Below are 14,712 nucleotides of genomic sequence, written 5' to 3'. Positions count from 1 at the left end.
CTCAAAACAGGCTCAGCTGCTGGGGCGGATCGGCCAGTCGCGCGCGGAGATCGAGGCGGTCGGTCAGTCCGCCGGCGGGATGGTAATCGGCCGTGATCAGGAAGGGCCGCGCCCGCTTCAGGGCCGAGGTGAGCCGGGCGACGTCGTCGAGGCGCAGCCGGGTATGGCGCCGCGCCCGGACGATCTTGTCGACCGCCCGCGCCCCGAGGCCCGGCACCCGCAGCAGCATCTCGCGGTCGGCGGCGTTCACGTCGACGGGGAAGCGGTGGCGGTGCTTCAGCGCCCAGGCGAGCTTCGGATCGATGTCGAGGGAGAGCATCCCGTCCTCGGTCGCGTCCGCGACGTCGTCGGGAGTGAAGGCATAGTACCGCAGCAGCCAGTCGCCCTGGTACAGCCGGTGCTCGCGCTGGAGCGGCGGCGATTTCAGGGGCAGGATGGTCGAGCCGTCCGGGATCGGGCTGAAGGCCGAGTAATAGACGCGCTTCAGGTTGTACGAGCCGTAGAGAAGCGCGCTCTTGCGGATCAGGGCCTCGTCCGTCGTGGCATCGGCGCCCACGATCACCTGCGTCGATTGCCCGGCCGGCGAGAACCGGCGCTTCTCGGACTTGGCCTGCGTGATCCGCTCGCCGATCTGCGCGATGGCGTTCTGGATGACGGCGCCGTTCTTCTCGGGCGCCAGGCGCTCCAGGCTCGCCTCGGTGGGCAACTCGACGTTGATCGACAGACGGTCGGCATAGAGGCCCGCCTCCTCGATCAGCCACGGGCTCGCCTCCGGGATCGACTTCAGATGGATGTAGCCGCGAAAGCCGTGGTCGCGCCGCAGGGATTTGGCCACCCGCGTCAGCAGCTCCATCGTGTGATCGGGCGACTTGATGATGCCCGACGAGAGGAACAGGCCCTCGATGTAGTTGCGCTTGTAGAATTCCACCGTGAGGGTCACGACCTCCTCGACGCTGAACTTCGCCCGCGCCACGTTGGAGGAGCGGCGGTTGACGCAATAAGCGCAGTCGAACAGGCAGTAATTCGTCAGCAGGATCTTCAGGAGCGAGATGCAGCGCCCGTCCGGCGTGTAGGCGTGGCAGATGCCGGCGCCCGTGGTGGAGCCGAGTTCGCCCTTGCCGGCGCTGCGCTTCGGCGCCCCGGAAGAGGAGCACGAGGCGTCGTACTTGGCGGCATCGGCAAGGATGCGCAGCTTCTTCGCGAGCGTCTCGTCCATCCCTCGGAAATGCGCTTCGTTCGTGATTCGTTCAAGCGCTCGCGGTGAATTCCCGGCGCTGTCCGATGCCCGGTTGTCGCAGGCTCATGCCGGGTCGTCCGGCGCCTCCTCGATGATCCGGCGCCCCAGGCCGTAGCCGAAGCCGGCCCGCGCCATCGCGGCGAGGTCACGCTCGCGATACGCCTCGCGGGTCTCCGGCCGGCGCCAGGGGCCGAGCCGCCGGCGCTTGGCGTAGGCCCGCGCGGCGGCCTCCTCGAGATCGGTGCCCGCATCCGCCGCCTCGCGCTCCTCCTCCATGGCGGTCTCCACCTGCGCGCGCGACACGCCCTTGGCGGCGAGCTTGGCCGAGACGGCGCGAGCGGAGGCGCCGCGCCGGCGCAGGGCCGCCAGGCGGCCGGCGGTGAAGCGGGCATCGTCCACGAGGCCCGCGGCGACCGCGCGCGCCACCGTGGCCTCGATCGCCTCCGCGAAAGCGCCGGCCTCCTCGCCGCGCAGGCGGCACCGCTTGTCCACCCGGCGCTTCAGGGTCTGCCGCAGCATCGCCACGGACGCGCTGTAGCGTTCGAGGTAATGAAGCGCCGCGCGCTCCAGGTAGGCGGGCGTGACCGGCGGTGGCGGCTTGATCTCGGCCGGTCGGTCGTCGGCCGGCGGTTTCCCGGGAGCGCGCGACGCAACATTTCGCAGTGTCATCGGTTCATCACGATCCGGATGTGTTTCGGGAGCGGGCCTCTCAAGATGGTGATCACGCGGGACAAAAGCGCGAGCCTGTCATGCCGGCATTCCTTGTGAGACGCGAGTGGCTTCTCGTCCTCCTGGCGCTCGGCTTCGCCATGGTGGCGGGCATGCTGGTCTACCTGTCGCGGCCCACCACCCTCACGGTGGCGGTCGGCCCGCGCGAGGGCGCGGAGGCGGTGCTGCTGCAGACCTACGCGCAGGCGCTCGCCCGCGGCCATGAAGATGTGCGCCTCAAGCTGAATTTCTACGACGACGTCCGCGACAGTGCCGAGGCGCTTCAGCGCAACAAGGCCGATCTCGCGGTGGTCCGGCCCGACGTGCTCCTGCCCGAGAACGGCCTGACGCTCGCCATCCTGCACGACGAGGCCCTGTTGATCGCCGCTCCCGAGGCGGCCGGAATCGAGAGTTTTCCCGACCTCGCGCGCAAGCGCCTCGGGGTGGTGGAGCGACATGCGGCCGACCTGCCGTTCCTGACGAACCTGCTCGGCTTCTACGACTTCGTGCCCCAGGCGCCGGGCGAGGCCGGACCGGAGGTCGTTCTCGGCCTGGCCCGCGTCGCCCTCATACCCTTGAAGCCCAACGAGGTGACGAGCGCCATCGCGGACGGGCGGGTCGATGCCGTGGCGGTCATCGCCGCTCCGGCCTCGAAGGCTGCGATCTCGACGGTGCGTGCGGTCGAGGCGGCCTCCGCCGAGAAGAAGATCACCTTCGTCTCGGTCTCGGACGGCGAGGCCATCATCCAGCGGATGCCGGAACTGCAATCCGTGACCATCCCGGCCGGCACCTTCGGCGGTCGCCCCAAGCGTCCCGACGAGGACGTTAAGACGGTGGGGGCCTCCTACCGGCTGATGGCGCGAGGCGGCGTCAGCCGCTTCACCGTCGCCTCGGTGACCCAGCACCTGTTCGAGTGGCGCTCGAAGCTGGCGCCGCTCGCACCCATCGCCAACCTGATGAAGGCGCCCGATTTCGATTCGACGGTGGCGGCCACCAGCGCCCGCCTGCCGAACCATCCGGGGGCGGTGGATTACTTCGAGCGCGAGCAGCAGACGATGTTCGAGCGCTACGAGGATTACATCTACCTGCTCGCCTTCTTCGGCGGCACGGTCGGTTCGGGCGTCGCCTGGATCGCGCAGCGCCTCGCCCGCAAGCGGCGCGAGCGCATCGATATCGTCCTCGACCGCCTCCTCGACATCCTGCGCGAAGTGCGGACCGCCACCGCCAAGGCCGATCTCGACGGCCTCGTGCGGGAGACCGACGAACTCGTCTCCGACGTCGTCCAGCACGCCCGCGAGCGCAACATCGACAACCGCACGGTCAGCGCCCTCATCCTCGCCATCGACGCGGTGCATGCCGCGATCAACGACGAGCGGCGCAATCTCGGCGATACGGGGGCCGAGGGAGGCCGCGCCGTGGACCATGCCCGCACGGCCCGCCTGTTGTCGCTACACACGCCGGCGGCGGAATAGCCGTCAGTATCGGATCGTTCCGCGCAATCCGAACACGGCCGCGTTGCGGATGCGGGCGCCGCCGGCGTCGCGCGGGTTCGGGATGCCGCCACCCGGACGGAACACGTACTGGAAATCCGGCTGCAGGGTCACGCCGGGGCCGAGCACGGCCTGGTAGGTCGCCTCCAGCACCGCCTCGCTGCTTCGGCGCGCGGTGGCGATGCCGGTGACCCGGATGGTGTCGGTATCGAGGCCGCGCGCCTGGGGCGAGATCCGCGACAGGCCGAAGGCGAGGCCGACCGTGTCGTCGGAGCGGCCCGGCAGCAAACCCTTATAGGCGATGCCCACATCGGCGTAGAAATCCACGAGGCTGCGGTCGGAGGGCGAGCCGGAGGCACGCAGGAACACGCTGGCGCCGTCGTTCGGGTCGTCGGGCTCGCGGTAGATGGTCTGGTCGATGAGGCCGTAGAGCCCGGCCTGACCGCGAAAGCGGCGGGCGACGCCGGTGCTCGACGGGGCGGCGAGGGAGGCCCCGGTCTCGTCGTAGCGCAGGCTGTCGAAGCGGCCGAAATGGGACCAGCCGCCGAGCGTCACCGTTCCGGCCTCGCCCGTGCTGCCGGGCGCGATGTTGTAGGCGTAGGAAACCTCGGCGATCACCAGGGCGGGGTCGCCGGTGCGGAAGTTGGTGCCGGTGCGGTTGCGGCGCTGCGGATCGGGGTCGAGGGTGCCGCGCGCGGGGCCTGCCGGGTCACCGTCGAACAGCCCGACCTGGAACGAGAGGTTGGCGTCGGGAACGTATTTCGCCCGCACGCCCGGCACCGCCAGGGGATAGATCGGCCCGCCGCTCGGGACCACCACCGCCATGTTGTTGGGCCAGCCGAAGGTGGAGTTCACGAACACCGTGCCGGTCTGCGTCACGGCGAACTCGGTGTCGGCTGCGATCTGCCCGAACTTCAGGCCGAATTGGTCACCGAAGACCTTCTGTTCGAACCACAATTCGTAGAGGCGCGAGGACGGCAGCGCCTCAATGCCGCTCACCGTGATCAGGTTGCCCACCGCGCCGCGTGACAGGCCAGCCCCGTGGATCTGGAACAGGTTGGTGTGGAGCGCGCCCCCCTTCCAGCCGAGCAGGGGTTCGAGGTCGACGTCGATCTCGAGGTCGAGCAGGCCTTCGTAGATTCCGCGATGGCGCAGGCCCCCGCTGACGTTGCCGAGGCTCTCGCCGATATAGGTCAGGCTGTAGGTCACGCCGCGCGCCTTCAGGGCGGCCCGGACGCCGAAGGGATCGCCGTAGGAGCCGAGCTGGTCCTGGATCGACGTGTCGAGGTTGGCGGATGGCCGCGAGGAGGTGACGGATTGGGCGACCGAGGTCTGCGGGTCGCCGCCGGCGCCACGCGGTGAACCGATCGCGATTCCCTCGGCGGCGAGGCGCGCGGCCCTCTCCGCGGGGGTTTCCGCCCGGACGGCGGTCCCGGCCGTGACGACGAGGAGGAGGAATCCGCCCAGGATGGCGGCAACCGGCCGTCTCGGGGTGGAGGCATGCGGAAACTGGATCAAGCGTCTCGAGGGTCCCGGGGCGGTCCAACACCGTGCCGAGGCGCAGTCTATCCGGTTCGCGTGACGCTGAGGCAACCGTCCTCGGGAGGGGTCAGCCGGCTTCGTCGAGTTCGGGGCCGCGGGTCACGTCGAGGCCGCCGCCCGCGCCGGGGGGCGGACCCACGGTGACCGGCCTTCCCGTGCGGGCGGCCTCGTAGATCGCCTCCATCAGGACCTGGTCCTGCAGACCTTCCTCGCCGGGCGTGCGCGGTCGCCGATCCTCCAGGATGCAGCGGGCCATGTGGTCGATCTCCAGGGCGAACTGGTTCTTCTGGGTCAGAACGCGCGTGTCCTGGGATTCCACCTGTCCGTCGGGGCGCGCCACGACGAGCTGCTGGCCGCGATAGGCGAAGGCGTTCCGCAGGTCGATGTCGGCCCGCTCGGTATGGACCTGGAGGCGGCGCGACTCGTGCACGCCGTAGCTCGTCATGCACTGGGCGATGACCTGGGACGGAAAGCGCAGGGTGAAGGAGACGGTCTCCTCGACCTCGGCGAATTTCGCATCGCCCGAGGGCGCGTGGATCTGCGCCTCGATCGAGACCGGCTCCTCACCGGTGAGCGCCCGTACGCCATTGAGGCAGTAGAGGCCGATATCCGGCAGGGCGCCGCCCCCGGCGAGCGCCTTCTTCAGCCGCCATTGCTGGGGCAGTCCGGTGGTCTGGCCGTTGAAGGCCTGGATCAGGCGCGGCCGGCCGAACTCGCCCGAGCGGGCGAGGCGCACCACCTCGCGATTGTAAGGCTCGTACTGGCAGCGATAGGCGATCATCAGCTTGACCTTGGCCGCCGCGCAGGCCGCGATCATCTCGCGCGCCTCGGCCGAGGAGGTCGCCATCGGTTTCTCGCAGAGCACGTGCTTGCCGGCCTTGGCGGCGGCGAGCACGTCGCCGCGATGGACCGCGTTCGGCGTCACCACGTAGACGGCCTGGATCGCGGGATTCTGCGCCAGCCTGTCCCACTCGTCGTAGCCGTAGACCGCCTCCGGCGCGATGCCGTACTGCTCGGCGACCAGCTTCGCCTTGGCCGGCGTACCCGACATCACGGCGACGACGCGTGCCTTCCGGGTCTCGCCGAAGGCCGGCAGGATCTCCTCCAGGCTGAGCCGTCCGAGGCCCACGATGGCGAAGCCCACGCGCTTGCCCGGCGGCATCGGGGCGGGCGGGGGCGGAGGCGCCCGGTCGCCGGGGCCGCGCCAGTTCGGGAACATCACCCTGCCCCCCTGCACCGCCCCCGTATCGGCCGGGACCGAGGGGCCCGGCGGCCCGGATTGCGCCCCGGCGCTCGTGGCCCCGAGGGCGAGACCGGTCAGCGTGGCGCTGCCGGCGCGCAGGACGTTGCGGCGGGAGAGCGGAATGTCGTCCGTCATGAAACTCGCTGTCGATTCGGCGGGACCCGGCATGGCACGCGGACGCGCCGGCCGTACCGTGCGGGAACGTCGCCGCCCGAAACGCAGTTCCGGCAGCCGCGAGGTCCCCTGCCGTCGCACCGCGTCGACGAATGTCCGTTCAGGCCTCGTCGCCCAGGCGCGACAGGCGCGCGCGCAAGGTCGCGATGTCCTGCCGGGCCGCATGCAGATCGCGCATCAGGCTCAAGGGAATCACCTCCGCGTCGGACGGCTTCACCGAGACGAACCTGACACCCATCGCGCCTTCGTCGCGCCAGACGACCTCGACCTGCCGCGTCTCGCGGGTCTTGGGGATGTGGATCTCGAAGCTGTGCGGGAGCGGGACCGCGTGGCTGAGTTCGAGGCGCAGGCCCGCGACGCCCCTGTCGCGCACCACGCATTCCGTCTCGGACGGATGCAGGTCCGTCCGGATCGCGGCTCCGAGCAGGCTGCGCCTGCGTGTCGCCATGCGACGATCAGGGAGTGTGCCTGCCATTGGGATCGCTCCGGACGCTGCCTGATGCGACAACGGGATCAGGGCCGAGCCGTGCCCTGCCCGACCGGCCTGCGCCCGTCTTTATCTCCGGTTAGGGTTAAGAGCGTCTCAGAAAACTCCCGCCCGTCTCGGTTCTCGCTCCGAGCACCACGGTGCCGCGGGCGTCTTGTGAGCGGCACTAAGGCTCGCTCCTCGCTGCTCCCGGGTTGCTCGGCGCTTCCACCTCGCCCCGTTGCTGCAGCACGAGGGCGACGAACCAGCACAGGGCGGCCCAGGCCGCGCCGACGCACCAGCCGGCGAGCACGTCGCTCGGCCAGTGAACCCCGAGATAGATCCGGCTGATGCCCACCAGCAGCGTCATCGAGACGCCGATGGTCAGCACCAGCACCTTGACGCCGCGCTGCCGGTCGACCCGGGCGATCAGGCTCGCCAGCGTCAGGTAGGCGATGGCCGACATCATGGCGTGTCCGCTCGGGAAGCTGGCGGTGAACACCTCCATGCCGTGGGGCACGAGATCAGGCCGGGGCCGGTGGTAGAACAGCTTCAGGATCGTGGAGGCGACTTCTCCTCCGCCGATCGCCGCGATCACGAACACCGCGATGCGCCGGCGCCGGGTGATCGCGAGGTAGGTGCAGGCCGCCGCCGTCACGAACACGATGGTGAACACGCTGCCGAGGCCCGTGATGTCGCGCATCGTCTCCTCGAGCCAGCGCGGGCCGATCGGGTCGGACAGGTCGGCCGGGTTGCGCAGGCCCAGGAGGATCTTGCGGTCGAGGGCGGCGGTCGAGCCTTCCCCGACCTCGTGGGCGAGGGCGAAGAACCCGTAGCCGAGCAGGCTCACCGCCAGCAGCGTGAGAACGGGACCGACCTCGTTGAGGCGCAGGGCGAGGCGCAGGGCATTGGCGCGGCTGACGAGCGGGTTGTTCCGGTAGCCGGAGGGCAGGGCTTTCATGGAACCGTCCTTAGCGCGCTGAGACCCGGACGTAACCCCGTCTCGGCGGCCGCGAGGCCGCGAGGCCCGTCATCCGAACCGGAAGGTGGCCCGGCGCTCCCAGGGGCCGCCGAGGTAGCGCCAGAGCAGCAGTCCCGGCGCGGTGAACCGATAGGGCGCGAAATCCGCCTCGAGTTCGGCGTGCAGCCTTCGTGCCGTGGCGGGTTCGACCTTGTTCTGCACCGTGACGTGCGGGCGCCAGCCCTGGCGGTCCTGCGCGGTGAGGCCGCCGTCGAGGGGTTCGAAACGCTCGACCAGCCGAGCCCGGAAGCCCGACAACGCCTCCGAGGCGAGCACGTAGGCGACCCCTCGCCCGATGAAGCGCAGGCCCGTCACCGCGACCTCGGGCGGAGCCTGGCTCCGCATCAGCGCCGCCAGGGTCTCGACGATGCCGGCCTCGCTCGCGCCCGGCATGTGATGGAACAGGGTCACGTGGGCCGGGATATGGTTCAGCGCCTGCGGGAAGTGCCGGCGGCGCAGGCCGTCGAACCGCGCGAACGTCTCCGGGTCCATCGCGAGCGTCAGGATCAGCGGGTCGGTGGTGGGAGCGGGGTGTGTCATGCCCTTGGGGAGATGGCGCGCGCGGATGGCGCGTCCAGCCGCGCCCGAGGCGCAATCGGCCCGTGCGGGCCGCGCCGGGCTCCCGAAGCCTGCGCGTGCGCGCCCTGTTCAGCACGACCGGAGGCGGCTAGAGAGCCCCGATGCGGCGCAGACACCAGGACTTCGTTCATGTGGGTCGGGATGGTTGGCTCTTCCTGATCGGGGGCACCAACGGTGTTCTGGAACAGTACCGCGCGACGTTCGCCCGCTGGCGGCTGCTGCGCGGCTGGCGCAAGCTGCTCGAGACGCGGGCCGCCCGCGCCCAGGCGCTGGGAATCCGCTACCTGCACGTCATCGTGCCCGAGAAGCTCTCGGTCTACGACCATCTGACCAAGGACCTCGACTACAATCCGCGCCGCTCGCCCGCGCGCGCGCTGGCCCGGCGCCTCATCAACAATCCGGCATTCGTCGACCTGCTCGCGCCCCTGCGCGCGGCGCGCGACGGACCGGTCCCGCTCTACTACCGCACCGACACGCACTGGAACTACGACGGCTGCCTGCTCGCCTACCGGGTCCTGATGCGGGCCTGCGGCGCGGTGCCCCCCGCCGACCTCGACCGGCGCGAACGCTACGAATCCACCTCCGCGCGCGACCTCGGCTCGAAGCTGCCCGATCCGCCGATCGAGACCGCGACCCACGCGGTGATCGATCTGAACGCGCGCCGGGTCTACGCGAGCCCGCTCGTCGAGGCCTACGAGGCGGCCGGGCGGGCGGTCGATCTCCATGTCGGCGCGCATGTGCGCTTCCGCAACGAGTCGGACGGGGCCGACCCCCGCACGGTGGTCCTGTTCGGCGATTCCTACGCGCATTTCGCGCCGATCATGCTCAGCGGCCTCATCGCGGAGACGTTTCGCGAGGTCCACTTCATCTGGTCGTCGAGCATCGACTGGGACTACGTCGCCGCCGTGAAGCCGGACCTGCTGCTGTTCGAGATCGCGGAGCGCTTCCTCGTCCGCCTGCCCGACGACACCTTCGACATCGCGACCTACCAGACGGGCGAGCATCTCGCCGAAGCGGCTGCGCCGCCGCCCGAGGCGCCCGTGTCCGAGGGGCTGTCCGCCGAGGCCTGAGCGCCCATCTTCGCCTGTGATCACCGCAGGAGGGATGGCACATGGGTCTGCTCGTGGACGGGGTTTGGCAGGACACCTGGTACGACACCAAGGCGAGCGGAGGCCGCTTCAAGCGGACCGACGCCAAGTTCCGCAACTGGGTGACGGCCGACGGCGCCCCCGGTCCGACGGGGGAGGGCGGGTTTCCGGCCGAGGCCGGGCGCTACCATCTCTACGTCTCGCTCGCCTGCCCCTGGGCGCACCGCACCCTGATCGTGCGCGCCCTCAAGGGCCTCGAGGAGGCGATCTCGGTCTCGGTGGTCGATCCGCACATGGGCGCGGAGGGCTGGGTCTTCGGGGATTCGCCCGGCGCCACGCCCGATCCGGTGAACGGCGCCGCGCGCCTCTACGAGGTCTACCTCAAGAACGATCCCGCCTTCACCGGACGCGTCACCGTGCCGGTGCTGTGGGACAAGCGACGCGCCGCCATCGTGTCCAACGAATCCGCCGAGATCATCCGCATGCTGAACGGCGCCTTCGGAGCGGCCGGGCCGGACCTCTACCCGGCGGACCTCGCCGAGGCGATCGATGCGGTGAATGCGCGCGTCTACGACGCGGTGAACAACGGGGTCTACAAGGCGGGCTTCGCCACCGAACAGGGCGCGTACGAGGAGGCCGTCACCGCCCTGTTCGCCGAACTCGATGCCCTCGAGGCCCGCCTCGACCGGTCGCGCTATCTCTGCGGCGACCGGCTGACCGAGGCCGACATCCGGCTGTTCACGACGCTGGTGCGGTTCGACCCGGTCTATGTCGGGCACTTCAAGTGCAACCGGCAGCGCATCGCCGATTATCCGAACCTGTCGCACTATCTGCGCGACCTCTATGCCCTGCCGGGTGTCGCCGCGACGGTGAACCTCACCCACATCAAGCGGCACTATTACGAGAGCCACCCGACCATCAACCCGACCGGAATCGTTCCCCTCGGGCCGGATCTCGACCTCGACGCGCCCAACGACCGGGCCGCGCGCTTTCCGGCGTGATTCGAAAACCCGGCGGTCGTCACGACGCGCCGGACCCTCGACAGATCGACGCTCGGCCTTACATCGGGATCATGATGCTGCTCTCGCCCCTCCGCCTCGTCCTCGCCGCCGCTCCGCTGCTCGCCGGCCTGCCCGCCATGGCGCAGACCGCCGTCAAGCTCGACGGCCGTTGCGAGAAGCTCGTGATCGCCGGCAAGGACGTGACCGCGACCTGCAAGGGCACGCTGATGAACACGGTCTCGCGCAGCCGGACCAGCTTCGACTTCGCGGCCGAGGGCCGTTCCCTGAGCTTCAGCGGCAACGGCGCTCAGCAGGAGCGCACCGAGGAGACCGACCCGCTTCAGCCGATCAACCTCGTGATCCCGAGCGAGACGACGAAGGACGGGGTGGTCCAGGGCCCGCTCGTGGCGGTGGGCTCCTGTACCTTCAGCACGCCGCAGCCGGGCAAGACCGCGATCACCTGCGAGGCCAACGCGGCCAAGGGGGCCTACCAGGGCACCTTCGTCACCGACGCCAAGGCGCCGGATGCCGCCAAGGAGAACGGCAGCGCGCCCGCGCGCTGACGGGAGAGGGCCCCCGTCCGTTCCGTCGATGCCGGCCGGATCGGGGTATGGCGCGGTGTTGGCCGCCCACCCTGGTCCGAGCGCGCGGAGTTCCCATCTCTTGACGCACGAGGGGCCGGTGGACAGACCCGCCTCTCACGCCGATCCAATGACTGCCTTGAGGACGTTATGCTGAACGATGCGCCGATGCCGGGCGAACCCACCAAGGACGTGACCACGGCGAGCTTCCGCCAGGACGTCATCGCCGAGTCGATGCAGCAGCCCGTGCTGGTGGATTTCTGGGCGCCGTGGTGCGGGCCCTGTAAACAGCTCGCGCCCGTGCTGGAGAAAGTGGTTCAGGGCTCCGCCGGCAAGGTCAAGCTCGTCAAGATGAATATCGACGAGCATCCCTCCATCGCCGGACAGCTCGGCATCCAGTCGATTCCCGCCGTCATCGCCTTCGACAAGGGCCAGCCGGTGGACGGCTTCATGGGCGCGGTGCCCGAGACCCAGATCAAGGAGTTCATCGCGCGCCTCGCCGGCCCGGCCGGTCCCACGCCGATCGAGGAGGCGATGTCGGAGGCCGAGGCGCTGCTCGGGGTCGGCGACGTCGCCGGAGCGGCGCAGCTCTACGCCGCCGTGCTGGCGGAGGAGCCGGAGAACGTCGACGCGATCGCGGCGCTCGCCAAGATCCAGCTCGACCTCGGCGACATCGAGAACGCCAAGCAGCTCGTCGCGATGGCTCCCGCCGACAAGGCCGGGCATGCGGGCCTCTCCAGCGTGCGGGCGGCGATCGAACTCGCCGAGCAGGCGGCGGCCCTGGGCGATCTCGGCACGTTCCAGTCCCGCATCGAGGCCGATCCGAACGATTTCCAGGCTCGCTTCGACCTCGCGCTCGGTCTCAACGGCCGCAACATGCGCGACGAGGCGGTGGACCAGCTGATCGAGATCGAGCGGCGGGACCGGACGTGGAACGAGGGGGCGGCCCGCAAGCAGCTCCTCACGTTCTTCGAGGCCTGGGGTCTGATGGACAAGGCGTCGATTCGCGGACGGCGGCGGTTGTCGACGCTCGTCTTCGCGTAAAGCGGCCAACGAACGGCGGGGTGACGCGATGAGCACGCATGCGGGCTACAAGGGACCGGCCGATTGCCCCGGAGTCATCCCGGTGTTTCCCCTGCCCGGTGCGCTGCTGCTGCCGCGCGGACAGATGCCGCTCAACATCTTCGAGCCGCGCTACCTCGCCATGGTCGACGACGCCCTGCGCGGCGACCGGATCATCGGCATGATCCAGCCGGACGTGGAGGCCGGTTCCTCGCCGATGACCCCGAAGCTGTTCCGGGTCGGCTGCGCCGGACGCATCACCCAGTTCGCCGAAACCGGAGACGGGCGCTACCTCATCTCGCTCACCGGAATCGCGCGGTTCCGGGTCGAGAGCGAACTCGCCACGACGACGCGCTACCGCCGCTGCCAGGTGTCCTACGACGACTTCGCCACGGATTTCGAGGCGCGGGCCGGCGAGGAGGCGGTGGACCGCGAGGGCGTGCTGAAGGCCCTGCGGGACTTCGTCGAGGTCAACGACCTCAAGGTCGATTGGGCGGGGATCGAGGAGGCGCCGAACGAGGCGCTGGTCAACGCGCTCTGCATGATGAGTCCGTTCGGCGCGCGCGAGAAGCAGGCCATGCTCGAGGCTCCGGACCTCAAGACGCGGGCGGAGGTCTTGATCGCGGTCACCGAAATGGAGTTGGTGCGCGGGTCGGGCTCCGAACCCACGCTGCAATAGCGCTCCCGTTCGCGGGAGCTTTCCCACGCGAAGGACACGCCACCCATGGCCGATGACACCCCGAGCCCCGTCGAGGCCACCCGCGTCGACCCCAAGCTCCTCGAGCTTCTCGTCTGTCCCCTGACGAAGGACACGCTCGAATACGATGCCGCCCGGCAGGAACTGGTGAGCCGCTCCGCGCGCCTCGCCTACCCGATCCGCGACGGCATCCCGATCATGCTGCCCGAAGAGGCGCGGACCCTGACCGACTAGTCGCGCATGTCCGATCCCGTTCGGCCGACCATCGCCATCGTGGCGACCGGCGGCACCATCGCGATGAAGAACGACCCGGTGACGGGCGCTCCTGTCCCGGCCCTGACGGGGGCGGATCTCGCGGCGGCCGTGCCGCGCCTGGCCGATCTGGCGCGGATCGAGGTGGTGGAATTCGCCAACGCGCCGAGCGCCTATATGGGCCCGGCGCTGTGGCCGGACCTGAGCCGGACCGTGGCGGGCCTGCTGGACCGTTCCGAGATCGCGGGCGCGATCGTCCTGCACGGGACCGACACCCTCGACCAGACCGCCTATTTCCTCGACCTGACGCTCGCCGGCGACAAGCCCGTCGTGATGGTGGGCGCCCAGCGCAATGCCTCCGATCCGGATGCCGACGGCGCGCGCAACCTCCTCAACGCCGCCCGGCAGATCCTGGCGCCGGGATCGCGCGACATGGGCGTGACGGTGACGCTGAACCACAACGTCAACGCCGCGCGCGAGGTGCGCAAGACGCACACGAACAACGTCGAGACCTTCAATTCGGGCGAGGCCGGCTTCCTCGGCCACGTGGACGAGGACCGGGTAGTGTTCTGGCGCAAATCCCTGCGGCGCCAGACCCTGCCGCTGCCCGCCCGCCTCGCCCGGGTCGGTCTCGTGCCGATGGTGGCCGGGGACGATGGGGAGCAGCTCCGCCACGCGGTCGCTCGCGGCGCCGAGGGCGTGGTGATCGCCGCCTACGGCTTCGGCAACGTCAACGACGCGCTGTTCGATGCCGTGACGGAGGCGATCGCGGCGGGCGTCACCATCATCGTGGCGAGCCAGGTCGCGCAGGGCCGCGCGCTCCCGGTCTATGGCTTCAAGGGGGGCGGCAACACGCTGCTCAAGGCCGGCGCCGTGTTCGCCGACGACCTCACCCCCGACAAGGCCAGGGTCCTGGCCCTGCTCGCGCTGCCGCTCACCCGCGACCGCGAAGCGTTGCAGGCGTATTACGATCGATAAGCGCCAAGCTTCTGCTTGATCATCGCCCGTTCAGGTGGTGTCCGCGACAATGCTCATCACACGAATTCGGCGTCTGTCACAATCCTGCCGCTTCGGCGGGTATGATGTGCGCACTCTCACCTGATCGTCTGCTTGCGATGTCGCTTGGCCGCTCCGTGGTCGGCGCGTGAACGGACGGCTTTGTCGAAGGATGACGCATGTTCAAAGTCGCGGTGGTTCTGGCGCTCGGAGCCGGCCTGTCCTCGCCCGCGCTGGTCCCGGCCACCGCGCGTGACGGCGGGAACTTCAACGGCGCCTGGTCGGTGGAACTCGTCACCGAGAGCGGCATGGTCTGCGACAGCCGCTACACCTACGCGGTCTCGGTGCAGGAAGGGCAGGTGCGCCTCGCCTCCGCGTCCGGCAGCGCCACCTTGAGCGGTCGCGTCGGTCCCGACGGGTCGGTCGGCCTCAACGTCTCGAACGGCACCGCCAGCGGCGCGGTCTCGGGCCGTCTCCAGGCCCAGAGCGGTGGCGGCACCTGGAAGGTCTCGTCCCTGTGCTCGGGCCGCTGGACGGCCCGGCGTCAGACGACGCGGACCGCCCAGGCCGAGTAG

16 protein-coding genes are annotated in these 14,712 nt (G+C 70.0%); 9 read left to right on the top strand and 7 right to left on the bottom strand.

Going from position 1 to position 14,712, the window contains the following annotated elements:
- Nucleotide 1: 1 nt before the first annotated feature.
- Both MKK54_RS22495 and MKK54_RS22490 read right to left on the bottom strand, forming a co-directional pair.
- A complete protein-coding gene (locus MKK54_RS22495) occupies nucleotides 2–1,216 on the bottom strand; it encodes a putative DNA modification/repair radical SAM protein (protein WP_244014421.1) in 1,215 nt (404 codons plus the stop codon).
- 84 nt (nucleotides 1,217–1,300) lie between these two features.
- A complete protein-coding gene (locus MKK54_RS22490; protein ID WP_244014419.1) occupies nucleotides 1,301–1,906 on the bottom strand; it encodes a regulatory protein RecX in 606 nt (201 codons plus the stop codon).
- 80 nt (nucleotides 1,907–1,986) lie between these two features.
- Between MKK54_RS22490 and MKK54_RS22485 the strand changes: the two genes are divergently transcribed.
- Nucleotides 1,987–3,417 (top strand): TAXI family TRAP transporter solute-binding subunit, encoded by a 1,431-nt coding sequence (locus MKK54_RS22485; protein WP_244014417.1) that lies wholly within the window; start codon nucleotides 1,987–1,989, stop codon nucleotides 3,415–3,417.
- Between the two features lie 3 nt (nucleotides 3,418–3,420).
- On the opposite strand, the gene MKK54_RS22480 is transcribed toward MKK54_RS22485, so the two are convergent.
- From MKK54_RS22480 to MKK54_RS22460, 5 genes are all read right to left on the bottom strand, one after another.
- Nucleotides 3,421–4,953 (bottom strand): carbohydrate porin, encoded by a 1,533-nt coding sequence (locus MKK54_RS22480; protein WP_244014415.1) that lies wholly within the window; start codon nucleotides 4,951–4,953, stop codon nucleotides 3,421–3,423.
- Nucleotides 4,954–5,044: 91 nt separating this feature from the next.
- Nucleotides 5,045–6,355 carry a Gfo/Idh/MocA family protein gene (locus tag MKK54_RS22475; protein ID WP_244014413.1) on the bottom strand — a complete coding sequence of 437 codons (1,311 nt, stop codon included), beginning with the start codon at nucleotides 6,353–6,355 and terminating at the stop codon, nucleotides 5,045–5,047.
- Nucleotides 6,356–6,494: 139 nt separating this feature from the next.
- Nucleotides 6,495–6,842, bottom strand: coding sequence for a hypothetical protein (locus MKK54_RS22470; protein ID WP_244014411.1), 348 nt, complete (start codon nucleotides 6,840–6,842; stop codon nucleotides 6,495–6,497).
- Between the two features lie 205 nt (nucleotides 6,843–7,047).
- Nucleotides 7,048–7,821, bottom strand: a complete 774-nt coding sequence (locus MKK54_RS22465; protein ID WP_244014409.1) for a phosphatase PAP2 family protein — start codon at nucleotides 7,819–7,821, stop codon at nucleotides 7,048–7,050.
- Nucleotides 7,822–7,890: 69 nt separating this feature from the next.
- Complete coding sequence (locus MKK54_RS22460; RefSeq protein WP_244014407.1) at nucleotides 7,891–8,421, bottom strand: 2'-5' RNA ligase family protein; 531 nt, start codon at nucleotides 8,419–8,421, stop codon at nucleotides 7,891–7,893.
- A gap of 140 nt (nucleotides 8,422–8,561) precedes the next feature.
- Here MKK54_RS22460 and MKK54_RS22455 point away from each other — a divergent pair, with 140 nt between their 5' ends.
- The 8 genes from MKK54_RS22455 to MKK54_RS22420 all read left to right on the top strand — a co-directional run bounded on the left by MKK54_RS22455 (nucleotide 8,562) and on the right by MKK54_RS22420 (nucleotide 14,712).
- On the top strand, nucleotides 8,562–9,530 hold the full coding sequence (locus MKK54_RS22455) for an alginate O-acetyltransferase AlgX-related protein (RefSeq protein ID WP_244014405.1): 969 nt from the start codon (nucleotides 8,562–8,564) through the stop codon (nucleotides 9,528–9,530).
- Nucleotides 9,531–9,571: 41 nt separating this feature from the next.
- A complete protein-coding gene (locus MKK54_RS22450; protein WP_244014402.1) occupies nucleotides 9,572–10,549 on the top strand; it encodes a glutathione S-transferase family protein in 978 nt (325 codons plus the stop codon).
- 74 nt (nucleotides 10,550–10,623) lie between these two features.
- Entirely contained in the window at nucleotides 10,624–11,112 is a 489-nt protein-coding gene (locus tag MKK54_RS22445) for a hypothetical protein (protein WP_244014400.1), read from the top strand.
- 168 nt (nucleotides 11,113–11,280) lie between these two features.
- On the top strand, nucleotides 11,281–12,174 hold the full coding sequence (gene trxA, locus MKK54_RS22440; protein WP_409564226.1) for a thioredoxin: 894 nt from the start codon (nucleotides 11,281–11,283) through the stop codon (nucleotides 12,172–12,174).
- A gap of 28 nt (nucleotides 12,175–12,202) precedes the next feature.
- A complete protein-coding gene (locus tag MKK54_RS22435; RefSeq protein ID WP_244014396.1) occupies nucleotides 12,203–12,871 on the top strand; it encodes an LON peptidase substrate-binding domain-containing protein in 669 nt (222 codons plus the stop codon).
- A gap of 45 nt (nucleotides 12,872–12,916) precedes the next feature.
- On the top strand, nucleotides 12,917–13,123 hold the full coding sequence (locus MKK54_RS22430; RefSeq protein WP_244014394.1) for a Trm112 family protein: 207 nt from the start codon (nucleotides 12,917–12,919) through the stop codon (nucleotides 13,121–13,123).
- A gap of 6 nt (nucleotides 13,124–13,129) precedes the next feature.
- On the top strand, nucleotides 13,130–14,119 hold the full coding sequence (locus MKK54_RS22425; protein ID WP_244014392.1) for an asparaginase: 990 nt from the start codon (nucleotides 13,130–13,132) through the stop codon (nucleotides 14,117–14,119).
- A 197-nt stretch (nucleotides 14,120–14,316) separates the two neighbouring features.
- Nucleotides 14,317–14,712 carry a hypothetical protein gene (locus MKK54_RS22420; protein ID WP_244014390.1) on the top strand — a complete coding sequence of 132 codons (396 nt, stop codon included), beginning with the start codon at nucleotides 14,317–14,319 and terminating at the stop codon, nucleotides 14,710–14,712.

Origin of the sequence: Methylobacterium sp. J-068, assembly GCF_022829445.1 — a bacterium.
Taxonomy (GTDB): domain Bacteria; phylum Pseudomonadota; class Alphaproteobacteria; order Rhizobiales; family Beijerinckiaceae; genus Methylobacterium.
Note: the sequence above shows the minus strand (reverse complement) of the source record. Positions and strands in the feature narration are given on the sequence as shown.